Source organism: Fulvivirga ulvae (assembly GCF_021389975.1).
GTDB lineage: Bacteria > Bacteroidota > Bacteroidia > Cytophagales > Cyclobacteriaceae > Fulvivirga > Fulvivirga ulvae.
Genome location: NZ_CP089981.1, coordinates 5,480,909 through 5,500,399, shown reverse-complemented (window position 1 = coordinate 5,500,399; position 19,491 = coordinate 5,480,909). Strand labels below are relative to the sequence as shown.

Genomic DNA, 19,491 nt, shown 5'->3' with positions numbered 1-19,491 from the left:
CGTATTTTGGAAATTAAGCCAACTGTTGGCATGTTAAAATTTCTTAATACCAGCGCTGTGTTTAAATAAAATTATTAGCTTTGAAGTTTTTATTTAAACATTATAAAGAATAAGTTCTTCTTTATTCAAGCATTAAATTTTTAATGAATTTTTTAAGATTATTATTAATCATTAGTACCGTTTCGATTGCATACAGTACAAATGCGCAAGTGGCGGTGGGCCATTACTTTGATGTGGATGGTAAGCTGATAGATGGTTATCTGGAAGAAATGGATTATAGTCCCGACAATCAGATTACTCATAACTACCAGTCGGAAAACTATGAAAGGGGACACTATTGGGACAGAAACGGCAACAAAGTAGGCGGACATTTAAAGTACCATAGCAAAAAGATCTGGTATAAGGCTTTTCTCTCGAAAGACGAAACCAAACTGAAGCCTGAAGAGGTTAGCGGAATGATCATAGGAACGGATTCCTTTTATGTTGCCAGTAATTTTTACATTAATAAAGCCATCGGTCAGGTTTTCAAGGAAGAAAGATTTGTAAGGCATCTGGCCGCGTTTGATAACCATTGTTTCGCCGTGTACTACGACTTTGCTAACAATCAGGGAATTATTGGCAACTATTTGATCAAACAGGAGGGCAAACCCTGGGTTACTGCACCGGATTCTAAGGAGGCATTCAAAGAGTTTGCCATAAAGTATTTTGGTAATATTCCCATTATCAAGGACATGGCGGATAAGGGTAAAATAGAAGCATCAGGTATGCCCATGATGGTAAAAATGCTGGAGTATTATTACAAGTATAAAAATGATCAACCAGCCTTTTATGATCGTTGGTGGAATGAAGTGCGAGCAGAGGAGCTTGCCTATCATGTTGTTAAAATAGCCTCTGTAATTGATACTGTAATGACAGTGGAATATTATCATGATGGCCATAAATACCGGTCTTCAGAGGTATTGGCTGTTCACCCTGATAAAAAAGAAGGTGTTACCAGATGGTTTGATGATGAAGGAAATGTGAGAAAGGAAATACTTTATAAGGATGGTAAAGTCAAAGAAGTGAAGACGTTCCATTCAAATGGTCAGATAAGGTATATCTATGCAATTCATAAAGTTAATGTAGACTACAATCTATATCAACCTGTTTTTGAGGCGGTTTATGATGAGCAGGGCACTTCTTTACTCGATGAAAATGGATCTGGGGTTGAGGAGTTTGATGATGCAGTAAATAGCAGACGTATAACAAGAGTTTATGAGAATTATAGGATCAAAAGCTCCTTTTATCACATTGAAGGCGGCAAAAAGGTGGTTCAACTAACCGATAATCAATTTAATTTTAAACTTAAAAAGCTGAAAAACAGGCTCTTGTTGTATTTTCAGGAGCAATCGGTTTATGAAACTGTAAGTAATAATGCTCAAGGCACATATCTGATTTCATTTGTGGTTGACGCTAATGATCAATATGCTATAAGTTATAAAGTACTAAATAATGTTCATCCCGATTTGGACAGCTTACTCAATCAATTTCTTGAATCCTCAGTTAGCAAAAACGCTCAATATCGTTTCAAGTTCAGGCCTTACAAAATAGGGAAATCCGTGCAAACTTATGAAGTGGTAGTGCCATATACCTTTGGCATTATAAGATTCTACAGGCCTCCGAACAATTATTATTACGACTGGCATTTGCATCATATGATGAGGCAGCAGCAGATGGCTCCGATTAATCCTCCGGCAATGCCTGGCAGGTTTTAAAACATCAATCCAAAAAGGACACTTAGCTGGTGTCTTTTTTTGTAAAAGTAAAATACTCAAAAGCATCTTGGATACCTATGTTTGGTTTATGATTCATATTGATCCTGTAAACTGTAAATTCCCTTCCAAAAACGAAACATGAAATCAATATTGGAGTTATAACTTTAATATGTCGAAAAATATAAATTACTCTGTCCTGGAGCTTGCCAGTGTCGCTTACGGCACTACTATTAACGAAACTTTTAAGAGAAGCCTTGACCTGGCCCAAAAAGCCGAGGAAATGGGATATACCCGCTTTTGGCTGGCTGAGCATCATAATATGATCAGTATTGCCAGTTCGGCTACCTCAGTACTCATAGGCTACATTGCAGGGGGTACGAATAAAATAAGGGTAGGTTCAGGGGGAATCATGCTGCCCAATCATGCACCGCTTATTGTGGCAGAGCAGTTCGGTACCTTGGGAAGTCTCTACCCTAACCGCATCGACCTGGGGCTAGGACGGGCACCGGGAACTGATCAGGCCACGGCGCAGGCTATAAGACCAGACAGGATGCAGGCTGTTTATCAGTTCCCTGAAGCAGTAAGTCAGATCCGGCAGTATTTTTCCGATAACAGAGGTGCAAGAGTACGTGTAAATGTTGCTGAAGGTGTAAATGTTCCGATATATATTTTAGGTTCAAGCACTGACAGCGCTTACCTGTCCGCAAAAGCAGGGCTGCCTTATGCTTTTGCCAGTCATTTCGCACCTACACATCTTTTTGAGGCATTAAATATCTACTACAATCAATTTCAGCCATCTGAATTTCTTAAAGAACCCTATACTATTGCGGGTATAAATGTAATTGCAGCAGATACTGATAAAGAAGCTGAAAGGATCTCTACCACTATGATCAGGATGTTGCTTGGTGTGCTGACCAATAATATGGATTATATGCAGGAGCCCACTGATATGACTCCCGAGTTAAAAGACCTGCAACAAAACCCGGCATTCCAGCGAATGCTGACCTACGCCTTTAGAGGAAGCAAGGATACGGTAAGACAGAAAACTGAAGAATTTCTGAAGCAAACCGGTGTCGATGAAGTGATTGTATCATCGCATATATTCCATCATGAAGACCGGGTCAATTCCTATAGAATATTTGCTGAGATCATGAAAGAAATCGAAGTTTGAAAATACAAGGCGCAGGCGAGCTTTGCCCTTCACCAAAAAACAAGTCATGAAAGCAGCCACTTTATCAGAGATAAAAAAAGAACTAAAACATCGCGATGCCGAGGAAATTATGCAAATATGCCTCAGGCTCGGCCGTTTTAAAAAAGACAATAAAGAGCTACTGACCTACCTGCTTTTTGATGCAAGTGATGAGGAGGGCTATATTTCTTCTATCAAATATGAAATTGATGATTTGATAGAGGAGATCAACACAAGCCACCTCTATTATGCCAAAAAGGGACTTCAAAAGATCAACCGCAACCTCAATAAATACATCAGGTACTCCGGTAATAAACAAACAGAGGTGGAAGTACTTCTTCATTTTGCCAGATCTATAAAAGATTCAGGTATCGCCATACATCGAAGCAGTGTGATCAGTAATATGTATGACAGACTATTGACAAAAATTGAAAAAGCACTGTCCTCGCTGCATGAGGATATTCAGGCAGATTATAAATATGAGCTTGAACAGCTTTAACAGTTAGTAGAAGCACAGCGGGCCTGCTCAAGGCTATACAAGCAACCGGATGATAAGTGCTGACTGTGCAATTACTAATAGATTCACGTCCCTATTAACATGTAGGTTGAATGCCTGATTGAAAAGAAAGCACACTCCAGAATCCAGGTGATGAAATGGTTTGACAGTCAGCCTATTTCATGAATTGGGTATATTATCGGTTGATGATGACCAGTCTAACATACAGTTGCTGAAATGTTTAAATTATCTGTCATATTACAAACATTCCCTAACCTAAGCTCAGCCAATTTTTTTTTGAAAAAAATCAAAAAAAATCTTTCCACGGAACATCCTGACCATGACCCGCTTGCCGGATAGTCGTCATCGTATACCCAAGGTTGGGTATTGCATCGAGTCGATAATTATTGCTTATTAGGTAGAATAACCAGCTAAACACATCCTTTTTACAACCTCTGAGCAGGTTGCATATAATGGCCTGTTTATCGTAAAACCTACTAACCCCATGAAAACCAACATCAACTATTATGTCTTTGCGTTAATCTTATTCATGAGCTGTAACAGCAATAGGGAATCGTCAACAGAGGACGACTCTCTGACAGACACTTCTGGTGATTCTGTTGTGCTGAACATCTCTTATCAAATTCCGGGAGATCTGCCTTCGGATGCATCTGAAGAAGAACTTGCAAGATTTGCCTGGAATGAATTCTTTGCATTAAACTGGGCCTCTTCCTGGCCGGATGATCAAAAAAGGGCCACGCCCAATACCAATTGGAAGTTTGCAGGAAGTGGGCCTGCCCCGAATGTAGCAGTATGGGAAACATACATCCATAGAACAGAGCTACGGCCTGCCAACGGTAAACGTACCCGTACCCTAACATCCGGAAAGCCATACTATACATTCATTAATCCGGTTGATACTACCACCAATAATGTAACACTCAGCAACTACTGGGTGAATCTTGATGAGGACAACGAAATAGGCTCGGCCTATGTTTTTGCCTATGACTCCACGGAGGTTCTTTATATGGCCAAGTCCAATCTGGTTGAGTATACTTATGTTAGGGACAACTTCCCAACAGATAGTCTACTCAAAATTGCCGTAGATAACGGTACTGATCCAAGCCTGAACTACCTTAAAAAAGTGACGCAGGAGGGAGCGACCTGCAATAGCGATACTGCCAGTCACGTAATCTGTCTGCCCTGTGGAAGTAATACCGAAGAGGGAACTATAGAAATTAAAACTGCCTGGCGATTCCTGCTCGATGGGAAAGACGATCCATCGCGGTTTATTACCAAACCGGTAGTTTATTATACGGAAGAAAATGGCCTGCCTACCGCACATTCAGGTACCATGGGCCTGATAGGGATGCATATCATACGCAAAACTCAAAACTACCCTGCATTTATCTTTGCTTCCTGGGAGCAACTAGACGTGCGTAAAGCCGACATGCAAACCATAGGATTGGACACACCTGTTGTAAATAACATGCCAGACCCCAATGTTGACCCTCATCAACTTGAGCCAGTTGTTCCAAGAAATATTCCGGCTGCGATACAATCGGTAAATACCGAAGCCCATAACCTAATAACCTCTCAAAACCCGGCTTCTTTATGGCAGTACTACCAACTGATCGGTGTACAAGGCACACCTATTGACTATGCCGACAGAGGGCAGGATGATAATTACTTTATGGCGAATTATGTGATTGAATCCGATAGTCTTCTAACGGTTTTTCACGGGTCATTTGCAGATCCTTTTAATACAAGCCTTCAAAATGTGGTGTACAAAGGGGAATCGTACAACATGGGTGGTTGCCAGGGGTGCCATGGCCAGGCCCAGATAGGAGGTACGGATTTCAGCTTCCTGCTGGATTTTGGTGCAGGTAAGCCAGTGCCTGAACCTGACTTGCTGCTCACTGTAGATGAAGCCCTGGAAAAAGCCAATCCTTCTCAAATAAAGAATTACGTTGAAAAATTTGAACAAATAATCACTTCAAAACAGTAAAGCCATGGAAACCGAACCTATTGAAAAAGTAAGAAAGTTTGAGAGTGAAAAGCTCTCAGTTCTGATCAAAGAATTACGCGAAATTGTAAGCAACCCTGTAGTGGAAGCAGCCTATAACGATGCCATAGCCAATGTACACCCTATACTTTGGACAGGAGCACCTAACCCCTGGAAAGGGCAGACCATTGACTATTTTGTGAAGTACTTTGAGTCATGGTTTGCCTTTTTGCCGCAGCCTGCAGGCGGGTTGGGCAAAATTGTACCGTTTACTTATTTCTATTATAACAATGAATCTGCTTTCTACTTTCTCAATGAGTTTAAGAGCAGGAAAAGCCCGGATAAACCTTATACTACGGAAATCTTCGACTGGACAGTGAAGTTTATCAAGGCTCGTGGTGAGTTTATGGACTCAAAGGAATCATTAAAATATATTGAGAGCTGGATCAAAGACCCTTCGACTCATATCGATGATTTTATAGTTCCTGAGGGAGGCTTTAAATCGTTTAACCAATTTTTTACCCGTGAGTTAAAGTCTTCAGCCAACCCACGACCAATCTCCAAACCGGATGATGACTCAGTAGTGGTAGCCAGTGCAGATTCGGAAATCAATTTTATTGAATCCGAACTTACATTGAACACCATGATGGATATAAAATCGAGACAGATCAGCATGAATGACTTACTCAATGGATCAAAGTATGCCTCTGAATTTGTGGGCGGAAATGCCATTTCCTGTGTGCTTATGCCAAACAATTATCACCGGTACCATGCCCCGGTTACAGGAGAAATTGTTGAGTCGGTTGAAATACCCGGAATATACAATGGTATCATGGATGGGGAAGACTGGTTCAATATTTTCAATGTGGGTGAAAGCACTACTGACTTCAGCATTTTCGAAGACTTCCACAGAGCCTACTTCATTATTAAAACCTCTAAGTATGGTTATGTAGGCGTGGTGCCGGTAGGGTTGAACACCATAAGTACAATCATGCCGTCCATGATCAATGAATCATCAACAATGGTAGCACCCGGACAGCCGCCGGTAAAAGTAAAAAAAGGAGATGAACTCGGGCATTTTGCTTATGGAGGTTCCCTGAATATCCTGTTATTTCAAAAAGGTGCCTTTTCTTCTGTTTCTGTTTTAATGGGACAGCGAATAGGTAGCCTTTCTACTTTAAATTAATGTAAAACCCATATTAAAACCAACACAAATTGAAAATCCGGAAATCTAGACTACTATTAACTATTTGTGCCAGTGCTGCACTCTTCAGTTGCGGCCCGGCAGAAAATAACACTGATACAGCCACAAAGGAGGTAGGAGAAGTGACTTATGAACGCGTAAATGCCAATACCAATGCTCACGCAAACAAAGTACTTGACTTGTATGCCTACGGCATGGCCATTACAAAGAAGCTGGAGTGTACAAACCCTGCCAGCTGGTACTATCAGGGGAGCATGCATTCTGTTCCACCCAGAGATGAAATTGAGGGAGCGACCGTAGAACTATGTACTCCGTATGACTCTATCTCACCATTAAAAGGGTGGAATTCTTGTCCGCATATGTATCCTACGCATCAACAGCTTAACTTTTTGACCTGGCACCGCCTGTATATCTATTATTATGAGAGAAATATCAGGCATCACATAGCCAACGGAGGGGCGGGATTACCCGGTTTGGGAGATTCACTTGCAAATCAATTCAGCCTGCCTTACTGGGACTATACTGATCAAGGAGATATGCCCAAGCCTTTTACTGTAAAATCATACACTTTTGAAACAGTGAAATTGGTTGAGAACCCACTTTATGAGATTGGCCGTTCGCCCACTTTGATGGACCGGGAGCCCATTGATTACAGCTCCAGTGACAGTATTGCTGTTACTTTACCTGATGGCTCGGTAAAGAACCTGTGCATTAAAACTATGGAGCAGGCGCTGGATGTTAATGATTTTCTGTCATTACCCGATGTGAGCGAATTCTCCCGTGGCCTGGAAGACCGGATGCACAATGTAATGCATGATTACATAGGTGGAGCTGTCGATTCCCTGGACTTAACCCACGATTTATATAATCGTATCTATCAAAGTACCAAAAGTGGCTTTGGTCTTATGGGACAGATCCCAAGTGCAGGTTTTGACCCGATCTTCTTTCTGCATCACTCTAACGTAGATCGCATGTTTGCCGCATGGGAAGCAACCTATGGGCCTATAACCATCGAAGATATGAACACATATGCAGGTAAGTGGGACTCCATCAAGCACATATACCAGTTTTGGGATACACCTACCAACTCGTGGATCACTTACAATAGCATGCAGGATATGTTAGATGCAGCCCATGCCATAGATTATACCTATGAGCAACTGCCAACGGTAAATAAAAACATGCTAGGTGCCGGGCAAAAAGCGAAAGCCTCACAATTGGTCAACGAAGTGGTAAAAAAGACCCCTGAGGTATTGGGTGAAGTAGGGAAGCCACATGCACTAACGCTCAACAGCGCCAGGGCTTTAAAGTCTGGCGGGGGAGAGGCACGTTATACTATCGAAGTAAGTCTGAAGTTTGGCAGGAACATGTTCCAGCAACTGGCGGTGTTCTCTATTCCTTCGGATATGGACTGGAATGCTTGCGATTTGGACGATGCCTATGTACATGGTGTTACAGCCGTATTTGGCTCTACACATCCCATGGATCATGCAGGGCACCATGCTATGGGAGCAATGGTAAAAGGGCAGGAGTTTAATCATACCTTTGTGTTTGATGTAACCGAGGCCGTAAAAAAATTACCTGAAGGAGAGTCATTAAAGGTATATGTAGTACCCATGAACACACAGAATGGCCCGGATTTCTACCTGACAGAGATTGAATTGTATGAGCACACATTTTAAGATGAATTGATTCGCAGGTTTGAATAAAAGGTCTCGTGGGAATATTCCTGCGAGGCCTTTTCATTGATTGATCCGCAAGTCGCAAACAAGTCAGGTAAGCTTGGGGTTATCACGAAGGCATATTTCCTGATCATTGTCATGATCAAAGCAAGCAATCGACATTCATACATGGTGCTAAGAAGATGTAGTTTGCACTAAAACTTACCAATTTTATGAGTATACATATTGGAGCCGAAAAAGGTGATATCGCCGAAACAGTTTTGCTGACCGGTGACCCGTTGAGAGCAAGGTTTATTGCACAGAGCATGTTGGAAAATGTCACTTGTTATACTCAGGTGCGTAATATGCTGGGCTTTACAGGCTACTATAAAGGTAACCCTGTTTCGGTACAGGGAACAGGAATGGGACAGTCTTCACTGGCCATTTATGCCCATGAGTTGATTCATTCATATGGAGTCAAAAAACTTATCAGAGTCGGCACATGCGGCGCTTTGATGCCTAATATTAAACTGGGCGAAATTATCATTGCACAAGGTGCATCAACCGACTCTAATACCAACCGGTTGCTTTTTAGAGGATTGGATTTTGCCCCACTGGCAGATTTTAATATGCTCATGCAGGCCTTTCAGACAGCAAAGCAAAAGGGCATCAACGTAAGAGTTGGAAACATATTCAGCACCGATTTTTTCTATTTTAAGGACGATCCCGAGCGCTGGAAAATATGGACTGCACATAAAATACTTTGCGCGGATATGGAAACCTCAATGCTTTATACTCTGGCGGCCGGTGCAAACATTCAGGCATTAAGTATTCTTACGGTAAGTGATAATATAATTACAGGGGCTTTTGGTACCTCTGAGGATAGAGAAAAACCCATTCTGGATATTGTGGACATTGCATTGGCCTGTTTATAAATACATGGTTTTGTCATAATAATACGGTACCCGGAACTGACCTTGAATGGCAATACCATAAGTTGCTATTATACCCACCCTGTTTCAGTGGCTGATCTTTAAGGCTAAGGCAATTTTACATATACCATAACTTTATTATATTGACTTTCACGGTTTCGGGAACTGTCCGGATAGTTAGTTTGATTTCCAACGACAAGGAAAAGGATTTAATACTTTAACTAACAAACCAACTAATCCAAACAATTCTATGAAACCAAAAACCAACTTAAACCCTAAGTATGTACTGCTCTTTGCAGTAGTATTACTTATTACCTTTAGAAGTTATGGACAGCAAAAACCTTTTCCACAGGCAGTGGATTATCCCGGCACCTTTAAACCGGCACTGGCGCAATCAACGCTCAACAACGATGTAGCAGCTTATTATTCTTACTGGAAAAATAAGTATCTGAAAACAGGATTATCATCCCTTCCCGGCGGCTATTATGTCAAAGGTGAAATCACTGGTAATCCTGATGGTTTTGCCGCTCTGGGCTCATCAGAAGGACAGGGCTATGGCATGATCATTACCGCACTTATGGCTGGCTATGATGCTAATGCCAAACTATACTTTGACGGACTGTTTGCTACGGCGCGGGCCTGCCATAGTATTAACAATCCGTATTTGATGGGATGGGTGGTAGCAGATGACATTAATGCCCAGGGCCATTTTAGTTCAGCCACTGACGGTGATATGGATATTGCCTATGCGCTGATACTTGCACATTACCAATGGGGTTCAGGAGGCAGCATTAATTATATTCAGGAAGCCATCAACACCATTAACGCCTTAAAACTAGAAAACGTAACCACAAACAACCGGCTGAACCTGGGAGACTGGGATGCAAAAAATGCCTACAATACACGCCCTTCTGACTGGATGTTCAGCAGCATGCGTGCTTTTTATAACGAAACCAACGACATTACCTGGTCAAACGTTATCAATAACCTGTATGGAGTTTATGGCAATTTTAGCAGTAATTATTCTTCTTCAACAGGCCTGGTTTCTGACTTCATAGTTAATAACCCACCCCGGCCTGCACCACCAAACTATTTAGGTGAATTTCCTGAAACCGGAGACTACTATTACAATGCCGGCCGGTATCCTTTGCGTGTGGTTATGGATTACGCACTGTATGGTGCCAACGATGCCTATAATGTAGCAAACAAGCTGATGAACTGGGTTAAGCCCGCGACTGGAAATAACCCTGTCAATATCCGGGCCGGTTATCAACTTAGCGGTACACCTTTGCCGGGATCAAACTATCAATCCGCAGTATTCATAGCACCCTTCGTAGCAGCGTCTGTGATAAGCAGTAACCACCAGGACTTCCTCAACAGCGGTTGGAATACCATTAAAAATATGCAGGCAGGTTATTTTGAAGATACCTACAACCTGCTCTGCATGCTTTTTATTTCTGGAAACTGGTGGAAGCCCGAAGTAGCATCGGGCACACCTCCGGCAGCACCTACTGCATTAAATGCAACGACAGTATCATCTACTCAAATCAATTTGAGTTGGGTGGATAATGCAGAAAATGAAGCCGGATTTCAGGTGGAGCTTTCTCCTGATGGTAGCAGTAATTGGTCCGTCATAGCCACTCCCGGCCCGAACATAACCAGCTATATCGATACCGGGCTTTCAGCTTCCACCACCTACTACTACAGGGTGAAGGCCATTAATGAATCAGGTAGTTCCGCTTATACCAACGTGGCTTATGCCACTACAAGTGCAGGCGATGTTCAGTCTCCCTTTGATGGTTTTATCTCAATTCCCGGAGTACTGGAAGCCGAAAACTTTGATATCGGTGGGGAAGGGGTTGCCTACAGCGATAATACCACTGCTAATGAAGGTGGGGAATACCGTACAGGAGAAGCCGTGGATATTGAGCCTTGTACTTTGGGTGGATACAATGTAGGCTGGACACTGCCCGGTGAATGGCTTGAATATAGCATAGATGTGGCCGTATCAGGTAATTACACCCTCGACTTTAGCACCGCTGCAGAAAGCAGTACAGGATCACTAAAAATACTTGTTGACGGAACCGATGTTTCAGGTACCGTTTCATTTAATGCCACGGGAGGCTGGCAGGTCTGGCAAACCCATACCGTAAGCGATGTGCACCTGGAAGCAGGACAGCATATCCTCCGCATTGAAATGACCTCAGGAGATTTCAATTTGGACAAAATAGCTTTCTCTCAAGATACTGGCCTGCCATCACCTTATACCCATGCTGACATCGGAGCACCAGCCTTTACCGGAAGTGCCAGCTATACCAATGGTACTTTTACTTTGGAGGGAGCGGGTAGTGATATATGGAGTGCTGGCGATCAGTTTCAGTATGTATACCGGGCTTTAACCGGAGATGGAGAAATAGTGGCACGTGTTACCTCGGTTTCCAACACAAATCCGTGGGCCAAGGCAGGAGTGATGATCCGGCAGACACTTGCTGCTAACGCCAAACATGCTATGATAGTTGTGACACCTTCCAACGGTGTTGCTTTTCAAAACCGTTCGGCTACCGGAGGTACCTCGTCACATGTAGCCGGGAGTACATCTGCGGCACCGCGTTGGCTACGGCTGATGCGTTCAGGTAACACTATTACAGCGTACGAATCCCCGGATGGTTCAAACTGGAACCAGGCAGGAAGCGTGAGTATTGCCATGGCTACTAATACCTATATTGGGTTGGTAGTGACGAGTCATGATGTCAATAGTCTGGGTACAGCCACGTTTGACAATGTAAACGTTTCGAATAACTCGTCAGCTTTACTGGTTGATGTTTCGGAGTTTAATAATTCCAACATTTCCAACATTTCCGTTTACCCTAATCCGGCCTGTACAAAAATAGCTTTGAGTTATGAACTTCATGAGGATGCAAGAGTGGTCATTGAAATTTTTGATATGTCAGGACATAAAATATCTGTTATGGAAAGTGGAATAATGGGCCAGGGAAAACACCATATCGAATATGATATTTCAGCCCTTCATGAGGGTATTTACCTTGTGAAAATCCGGAATAAGAGCAAAGTTTACTCAAGTAAACTTATTATTAAAGACTAAAAATATAAAAGAAAAGCCTTTTCTTTAGAATATCAGGGGGAAGGCTTTTCTTTTACTCCGCCGCAACTTTATCAACCTTCTTTAATCAGCAAATCAGCAAAAATTCTATAAATCTCATTCTGTAATTTACCTGTTTAACCATCTATATTTTTCTTAAATCTGACAATTTTTTCGGGTGTACTAGTATTGTCCTACTGCTTTTTTTTAGTATTTGTCCGGTTCATTATTGATTTACTGCATGCTTTGTCTGCCACCGGGAAAGCAGGTAAATGTAAATCAACAAACATATGAAAACCCTCTATGAAGTCTACAAAAAGACGCACTGTTCTATCCGTTTCGTATGCCGCTCCACTTTGGGAAGGCTCAGAGAAAAAGATAGTGTTCCCTGACCGGATTATCTCATAAATGGATGTATGGCTTAACCAATCATGCAGACCATATTCCAAATAATCCATAACCATAAACCAAAACCAACTATGAAAGTAATCAAATCAATGATGCTGATGGCCTTGCTATGGGCAGCAACGGCTTTATATCCAGTATTCGCTCAAAACATTGCCCAACACAAACCAACACTCACCAGCAGCAACTATAGCGGTGCGTACGACGGCAGTAAAGCTGTAGATGGCAATACCGGAACAAAATGGACTACCCAGACCGGAATAAATGCACCACACTGGATTCGGATCGATCTTCAGCAACAATATAATGTTACCAGGGTTAAAATACTCCATGCGGCTACGGGAGGTGAACCAGCCTACTTTAATACCAGGAGGTACAGCGTACAGCTAAGTCTTGATGGCAGCAACTGGAGCACCGTGGCCACATATACCAACACTGCCCAGCACCATACCACTCACCACGATCCGCCGGCAAGTCAGCAAAGGGCGAGGTATGTACGCTTCTATGTGCATGAGGCGAATTTTGTGGATCAGTATGCAAGGATACCCGAAATAGAGGTCAATGGTAGCCCGGTGAGTTCCGGTGGCCCTTCAAACCTTAGTGTGTCTACTCCGGGCTGCTCGGGTTCTACCTATACCGCCAACTTTTCATGGTCAGGTAGTGGCCCAGGCTGGTGGATCGATGTTTCGGAGAATAGCAGCTTCCCTGCTGATACCAGAACATATCATAAACGCATAGACAATGTGACCGGCACTTCCAGTAACGGTTTATGTGTATGGTACGACAACTGTTCTCAAACACTTTCCCTGCTCCCCGGGAAAACTTATTATTGGAGAATATGGAACGGGTCCGTACATACCAGCGGCCAATCTTTTACGGTTAACTCCTGCAGCACAGGTGGTGATGAGTTGTACGGACTATGTGTGAATGCTAACCCGGTCGCCAGTGGTCAGAACCCACCAGCCCAGGCTTACACGGACCTTGGGGTAAAATGGGTACGTTCAATTATGTATCAGGCGGGTTTTACACCACCTGCCGGTGCCCAGAGCAATGTGAAATGGCTGGTTATTTTCAACAGCGAAACCATACCACAAGGCTCCAGAACATGGAATGACTATGTGATCTACTTTGCCAATGAAGTGCATAGGATAGTAAGCCAAAACCCATGGATATCGGCTGTACAAATTGGTAACGAACCTGACATTCCACAGTTCCACATCCCTGAAAATCAATATGCAGCCTTGCTGAAGCAGGCATATATAAAAGTAAAAACCCTGCCTAATCCGCCAATTGTAGTATCAGCAGGATTGGCCTCAGGAGCTGTTTCGGGTGGGCAATACCTGGATAATGTCAAAAGCTACTGGAATGGAGCCATTTATTTTGATAAAGCAGCATTGCATCCTTATCAGGCTGTGGCAGGAGGGATAGGCTGGCCGGCGCATGGTTATATGGATCAATCCATCAATGAATTTTACCGCCACACAGCCGGGCACCAAATATGGGTAACAGAATTCGGCATAGCCTATCAGCAGGTCAACAACGATCAACAGGCTCAGGCGCAGTACCTGGCTAACTGCTATAACCTGTTTAAAACCCTGAAAGATGGCAACAAGCGTAAAGTAGAAGTGGCATTTTGGTTTGCCTGGGACGATCGCACCCATTGGAACCCTTACAATGAAAGCTACGGGCTGGTAGATCTTAACCACAACGCCAGACCAGCCTGGCATAGTTACAGGGGCGTAAGCCTGGTTTCGGTAACCGCCGGGATGAATGAGCGATCTATGATTTTTGAAGATGAGCCGACTATTGATCCGGAAGAAGCAGGTCTGTTTTCCATCTACCCGGTGCCAACAGCCGATGTTCTGAATGTAAAATTAAAGGGATCAAAGCATATGACTAAGCTGTCAATTTCAGATTTACATGGTAAAGAGCTGATCGCTAGAGAATTACCGGCAGGCGACCCTCGCATTGAACCACTGAATGTGGCCTGGCTTAAACCGGGAGTGTATATCATCCATGTACAGAGCGGAGAGCAATCTAAAAAACTTCGCTTCTCACATTATTAGCGCTTGATTTCAATCAAACATATTAACCAACTAATAACCAATTGATTATGAAAAACAAAAACCGACTTTTAAGCCTATGTCTGGTACTGGTCTGCCTATGCCTGACATCACATGTGGTAAGTGCGCAGAATATTGCGCGATATAAGCCGACGCTTACCAGTAGCAACTACAGCAGTGCTTATGATGGGAGTAAGGCTGTAGATGGTAATACCAGTACTAAATGGACAACAAGCAGCAGTGCATACGCTCCGCACTGGATCCGCATTGACCTGCAGCAGCAGTATAATGTAACCAGAGTTAAAATACTACACGCCGCTACCGGTGGTGAGCCTTACTACTTCAACACCAAGAGGTATAGTGTACAGCTCAGCCTGGACGGTAGCAACTGGACCACAGTAGCGACTTATACCAACACGGCCCAGCACCATACGACACACCATGATCCTCCAGCCAGCCAGCAAAGGGCCAGGTATGTGCGGTATTATATCCACGAAGCTAATTTTGTGGATCAGTATGCCCGTATTCCTGAAATTGAGGTTAACGGTACCCCGGCCGGTTCGGGAACACCCACCAGCCTCAACGTATCCAAACCTGGCTGCTCAAGTTCGGCTTACACGGCTAATTTCACCTGGTCGGGCAGTGGCTCAGGCTGGTGGATCGATGTGTCAGAGAACAGTGGCTTTCCGGCTGACACAAGAACGTTTCACAAACGAATTGATAATGTAAGCAGTACGTCCAGCAGCGGGTTGTGTGTATGGTATGACAACTGCTCCCAGACCTTGTCGTTACAGCCCGGAAAGACTTATTATTGGAGGGTCTGGAATGGTTCCACGCACACCAACGGCCCCTCCTTTACCGTGCCTGGATGTAGCGGGGGAGGAAACCAGACTATTTACGGTATTCATTTCTGGGCTTCAGGAGCAGGCAGCTTAATGAACGGTAAAAAGGGGTGGACACTTGAAGTGATCAATGCCGAGCATAATGATCCCAACGCACTTAATGGCCTGATCAGTGCCATCAATAGTGAAGGAGCATATCAGCCTATAGTTAGGATAAACTGGAACTATGGAAATACCATTCCTAACCCAAGCTTGCATCAGGAGTTCGCCAACAGGTGTAGAAATATTGTTAGTAACCTGTATAACAACTATGGTGTAAAGTACTTCCACATCGGGAATGAAATGAACCAGGATTATGAGTATGCCCCTAACGAAGACGGTAAAGGAGTACCTGCCGATGAGTATGCGAGCTGCTTCAAAACTGTTTATAGTACCGTAAAGGCTGCCGTACCCGGGGCGCAGATACTGGTAGGGCCGGTGGCTAACTGGAATGCAGTAGGCCAATACACCTGGACCGGTGCCCATGTCTACTACGATCAGTATTTTGATCGCATAGTGAACCAGATAGGTGTGCAGTGTGATGGTTATGCCATCCATACTTATGGCATGCACGGCAGTGATAATCGTGACTGGTACACTACGCAGGACAGGCCTTATGCCTTACAGGTAGCGCACAGGGCGCAGGACTCCTGGGGTTTTGGTTCTTATAAAGTGATGATGAAGGTACTCGGCAAGTATTCATACGCCAGAACAAAACCTGTATTTATTACCGAAACCAATACATTCCATGGACTTACCGGTCCGGAAGTCGTTGGTGGTGATGCCCCGGCATTCAGCTATCCATCCGGATGGATGCAGCAATCTTTCGGAGAGATCAACAATTGGAACACCAATGCTACCGGAGAGAACACCTACGGACAGAAAATTAATGCGCTTTGCTGGTTTGTATATGAGAATGATGACACCTGGAGATATTTTGCCCTGGCGAATAATCATGGAAGTCTGTCCACTGCCCGAAGTGATTTTCAAAATGCAGTTAATTACAACTATGGTTCGAGTGTGTCGCGAATAAGTCATGAAGATGAGCTGGCCGACGGAGTTAAAGACATTGATAAAGCCCTCGAAGAGGCATTTATCGATGGCTTCTCCATTTATCCTAATCCTGCAGACCATGTGCTTCATATCAGGTTAAAAGATCAATCGGGAGAAGCACATGTCTTAATTTACAGTATGGCAGGAGAGGAGATCTACTCCAAAGCCTACCAGGGTAACTTACTGACCATGTCTACCTCAGCTCTTGAGCCGGGCACATATCTGGTCAAAGTGATTACCGCTGACGAGGTTAAAGTAAGGAAAGTACAGATTAAGTAGTCTTTTTTACAGTGTATTAGCTTTGGTTTTTAGCTTAGACGAAGTCGTCTCTAACGGGGCGGCTTCTTTTTTTGCGTTAAAATACCCAAGGTTAGGTATTGATATGAGGATGCATACTTTGTTAAATTAGAGTTAGAAAGAAATACACCCTAAACTATCATTTCTAAAAAAAACTACAATGAACATCAAAGACCTGATCCCCGATCTGCTTAACCTCAATGGTCAAAAAGTAAATGACAAATCACTGGCTATTGAGTTAATTTCAAAGAAAGGTGCCACACCGTCACTGGCCCTTCCAGCAGAAAATTTTCTATTCAGTGCGAAAGCAGAAGGGGCCTTTTCACTGAATCTTTTCAATGATGCCAATGATCATTCAATTGATTCAAAAATCTTCGAACATTGGCCTGAAGCAACATCTCTTTATGCTGACAAAGCCCTTTTGGGGTATGCTCTGGAAGGTAAGATCAAAGCTAATGCTGGTGCGGAAAATCTCGGCAAATTTGACTTGGGAATCGATGCAGAACAACTTTTTAAAGTGAAGTCGTTTCGGATCCACGATGGCAATACCAGCCTGAAGGATGCCTTTACCAGTGATGTGAGCTCTTTCAAATTCATTTTTAAAAAGGCCGATGTTACCAGTTTAAAGGTTAATGAAGCCATGGCTTTTGAAGCGGCAGGTAGGGTAGCTTTAAATGCCGGGGTAAAGGTTACGGATGTTTATAGCGGAACAGCCTCCCTGGTGGCTGGTATGCTGAACCTGAGCGGACAGGTAGACCTTAAACTGGATGCCTCTGCATCAGTTGATTTTAAAATTGAAATTGAAGATGATTTTTCAGTTGTGATTATCCGGCAGGCGGAGGATAAGTTCAAAGTGTGCATCAATAAGGTTGTAAAGCGCACAAAGGAGCTAAAAGCCAAGGCAGGGGTAGAGGCAGCTTTGGGTGACAAGGATAAGCTCAATGACCTGGTAGATAAGTTTTTTGAAGGCGTGGAAGAAGAGTTGTTCAAATATATCAATGACAAAATCAGTACAACCGGTCTGAAAGAGGCAGACCTTGAAAAGACCTTGAGGGCAGCATCATTGCTTAACCTTACAGACATTTCTTCTGTAGAAGAGTTTAAACAGAAGTACGAGGAGAAGAAGGGAAAAGTAAAAGAAAAACTGCTTGAGGTCATAACCAATAAAGTGGCTGTAGGAGTAGCCTACGACTATAACATCATTAAAACCAACGAATCCATATTTTCCGGCCTGTTTACCAAAAATGCGATAGAGCAGTTTCATGGAGACATTGTGAAGCTCAGGGTGGCAGATTTGGTAGAAGCATATTCAAAAGACCAAAGTAGCTTTGAATTAACGAGTTACCTGAAAAGGGAAGCAACAGAAATTACCAGATCATTTGGGCTGAACGTAGCTTTTGGTAATTTCAAGCTTACATCAAGCATTAAAAAGGAATTTGAAGAGGTAACAGAGAGAAAATTTTTAACGGAAAGCAAGCTGGGTCTCTTCGGATTCAAAGTTGATACCTACAGCCGTAAGCGTACCAAAACATACAAACATGGAAAGAATAGCGACATATATATGATGAATATGGATGCTTCAATGCCCATTTATGTTTCAAAAGAAGAAGATCTAACTGCCGAAAAATTTGATTTCGGTTTCGGGCTTTCCTTTGACATGACCGAGAATAAAACCAGCAACAAGGAACTCCTGGATATTGTTGACTGGGCAGTTACCTGGGATATCATTCCCCAACAACAAAGCTCAGAAGTGATCAATAAGATCAAGACTGAGGTACTTGATAAAACCGACGATCCAATAACCTATCATTGCTTCCTAAAAGTACCGCAGGGTGAATTTGATGAGCTTATCCCATACTTCAAATCCTCACTGAAAACACTGATACCCTCAGCCCTGGCGGCCTCCATGTTACAGGTGGATTACATAAATATTCCTGTCAGAAACAACATGGATTTACGTAGGGAGCATTATACAGCCTTTTGGTCAAATTATCTCAAGAGTTACTCGAAGAATCATCCCGATACCATACCCGGGATTGTAGCTCAGGAACTTTACAATTATTTTAATGACCAAAACCTGTCCAAATTGGCGATGTATGAAGGTGGGGAAGGCAACTATGAAGCCTATAATAGTGCCAAAACCGTAGAAATACTTGAGTTCAACAATGTAAATGTTATGGTTAACAGCCTTGTAGAGCACTTTGATAACTTAAGCAAAGCTATAAATACCCATGTACACTATGAAAAGAAGATTTTTGAAAAGGCATTTAAGGGTATTGACAAAACCCAGTTCTTAAAAGACTTTAACCTGAGGTTTATGGGAAGACTTATTCTGGATATGAATAAGTTGCTGGCAGAACCCATTGAAATAGAGAAAGGTTTTAACATGACCTATAAAGAGAATGGAAAAGACAAAACCTGTGTGATTGCTTAAACATTCCAGATCACATA

At 43.0% G+C, this 19,491-nt stretch carries 11 protein-coding genes; all 11 read left to right on the top strand.

Annotation, left to right across the window (positions count from 1 at the left end):
• The first annotated feature begins 143 nt into the window (after window positions 1-143).
• The 11 genes from LVD17_RS23175 (at window position 144) to LVD17_RS23125 (ending at window position 19,474) form a co-directional block, all read left to right on the top strand.
• Window positions 144-1,754 carry a toxin-antitoxin system YwqK family antitoxin gene (locus LVD17_RS23175; RefSeq protein ID WP_233761805.1) on the top strand — a complete coding sequence of 537 codons (1,611 nt, stop codon included), beginning with the start codon at window positions 144-146 and terminating at the stop codon, window positions 1,752-1,754.
• A 169-nt stretch (window positions 1,755-1,923) separates the two neighbouring features.
• A complete protein-coding gene (locus LVD17_RS23170; RefSeq protein ID WP_233761803.1) occupies window positions 1,924-2,925 on the top strand; it encodes an LLM class flavin-dependent oxidoreductase in 1,002 nt (333 codons plus the stop codon).
• Between the two features lie 46 nt (window positions 2,926-2,971).
• Entirely contained in the window at window positions 2,972-3,442 is a 471-nt protein-coding gene (locus LVD17_RS23165; protein WP_233761801.1) for a hypothetical protein, read from the top strand.
• A gap of 502 nt (window positions 3,443-3,944) precedes the next feature.
• Window positions 3,945-5,447 carry a hypothetical protein gene (locus LVD17_RS23160; protein WP_233761799.1) on the top strand — a complete coding sequence of 501 codons (1,503 nt, stop codon included), beginning with the start codon at window positions 3,945-3,947 and terminating at the stop codon, window positions 5,445-5,447.
• A 4-nt stretch (window positions 5,448-5,451) separates the two neighbouring features.
• Window positions 5,452-6,630 (top strand): phosphatidylserine decarboxylase, encoded by a 1,179-nt coding sequence (locus LVD17_RS23155; RefSeq protein WP_233761797.1) that lies wholly within the window; start codon window positions 5,452-5,454, stop codon window positions 6,628-6,630.
• A gap of 29 nt (window positions 6,631-6,659) precedes the next feature.
• A complete protein-coding gene (locus tag LVD17_RS23150) occupies window positions 6,660-8,330 on the top strand; it encodes a tyrosinase family protein (protein WP_233761795.1) in 1,671 nt (556 codons plus the stop codon).
• Between the two features lie 212 nt (window positions 8,331-8,542).
• Entirely contained in the window at window positions 8,543-9,244 is a 702-nt protein-coding gene (deoD, locus tag LVD17_RS23145; protein ID WP_233761793.1) for a purine-nucleoside phosphorylase, read from the top strand.
• Window positions 9,245-9,491: 247 nt separating this feature from the next.
• Complete coding sequence (locus tag LVD17_RS23140) at window positions 9,492-12,344, top strand: glycosyl hydrolase family 8 (protein WP_233761791.1); 2,853 nt, start codon at window positions 9,492-9,494, stop codon at window positions 12,342-12,344.
• A 476-nt stretch (window positions 12,345-12,820) separates the two neighbouring features.
• Window positions 12,821-14,812 (top strand): discoidin domain-containing protein, encoded by a 1,992-nt coding sequence (locus tag LVD17_RS23135; protein ID WP_233761789.1) that lies wholly within the window; start codon window positions 12,821-12,823, stop codon window positions 14,810-14,812.
• Between the two features lie 47 nt (window positions 14,813-14,859).
• On the top strand, window positions 14,860-17,022 hold the full coding sequence (locus LVD17_RS23130) for a discoidin domain-containing protein (RefSeq protein ID WP_233761787.1): 2,163 nt from the start codon (window positions 14,860-14,862) through the stop codon (window positions 17,020-17,022).
• Between the two features lie 178 nt (window positions 17,023-17,200).
• Complete coding sequence (locus LVD17_RS23125; RefSeq protein WP_233761785.1) at window positions 17,201-19,474, top strand: hypothetical protein; 2,274 nt, start codon at window positions 17,201-17,203, stop codon at window positions 19,472-19,474.
• Window positions 19,475-19,491: the final 17 nt, after the last annotated feature.

What these genes read in the sequence shown, in the direction of transcription:
- LVD17_RS23175 (WP_233761805.1), top strand. Translation starts at nt 144, where the DNA reads ATGAATTTTTTAAGATTATTATTAATCATTAGTACCGTTTCGATTGCA.
- LVD17_RS23170 (WP_233761803.1), top strand. Translation starts at nt 1,924, where the DNA reads ATGTCGAAAAATATAAATTACTCTGTCCTGGAGCTTGCCAGTGTCGCT.
- LVD17_RS23165 (WP_233761801.1), top strand. Translation starts at nt 2,972, where the DNA reads ATGAAAGCAGCCACTTTATCAGAGATAAAAAAAGAACTAAAACATCGC.
- LVD17_RS23160 (WP_233761799.1), top strand. Translation starts at nt 3,945, where the DNA reads ATGAAAACCAACATCAACTATTATGTCTTTGCGTTAATCTTATTCATG.
- LVD17_RS23155 (WP_233761797.1), top strand. Translation starts at nt 5,452, where the DNA reads ATGGAAACCGAACCTATTGAAAAAGTAAGAAAGTTTGAGAGTGAAAAG.
- deoD (WP_233761793.1), top strand. Translation starts at nt 8,543, where the DNA reads ATGAGTATACATATTGGAGCCGAAAAAGGTGATATCGCCGAAACAGTT.
- LVD17_RS23140 (WP_233761791.1), top strand. Translation starts at nt 9,492, where the DNA reads ATGAAACCAAAAACCAACTTAAACCCTAAGTATGTACTGCTCTTTGCA.
- LVD17_RS23135 (WP_233761789.1), top strand. Translation starts at nt 12,821, where the DNA reads ATGAAAGTAATCAAATCAATGATGCTGATGGCCTTGCTATGGGCAGCA.
- LVD17_RS23130 (WP_233761787.1), top strand. Translation starts at nt 14,860, where the DNA reads ATGAAAAACAAAAACCGACTTTTAAGCCTATGTCTGGTACTGGTCTGC.
- LVD17_RS23125 (WP_233761785.1), top strand. Translation starts at nt 17,201, where the DNA reads ATGAACATCAAAGACCTGATCCCCGATCTGCTTAACCTCAATGGTCAA.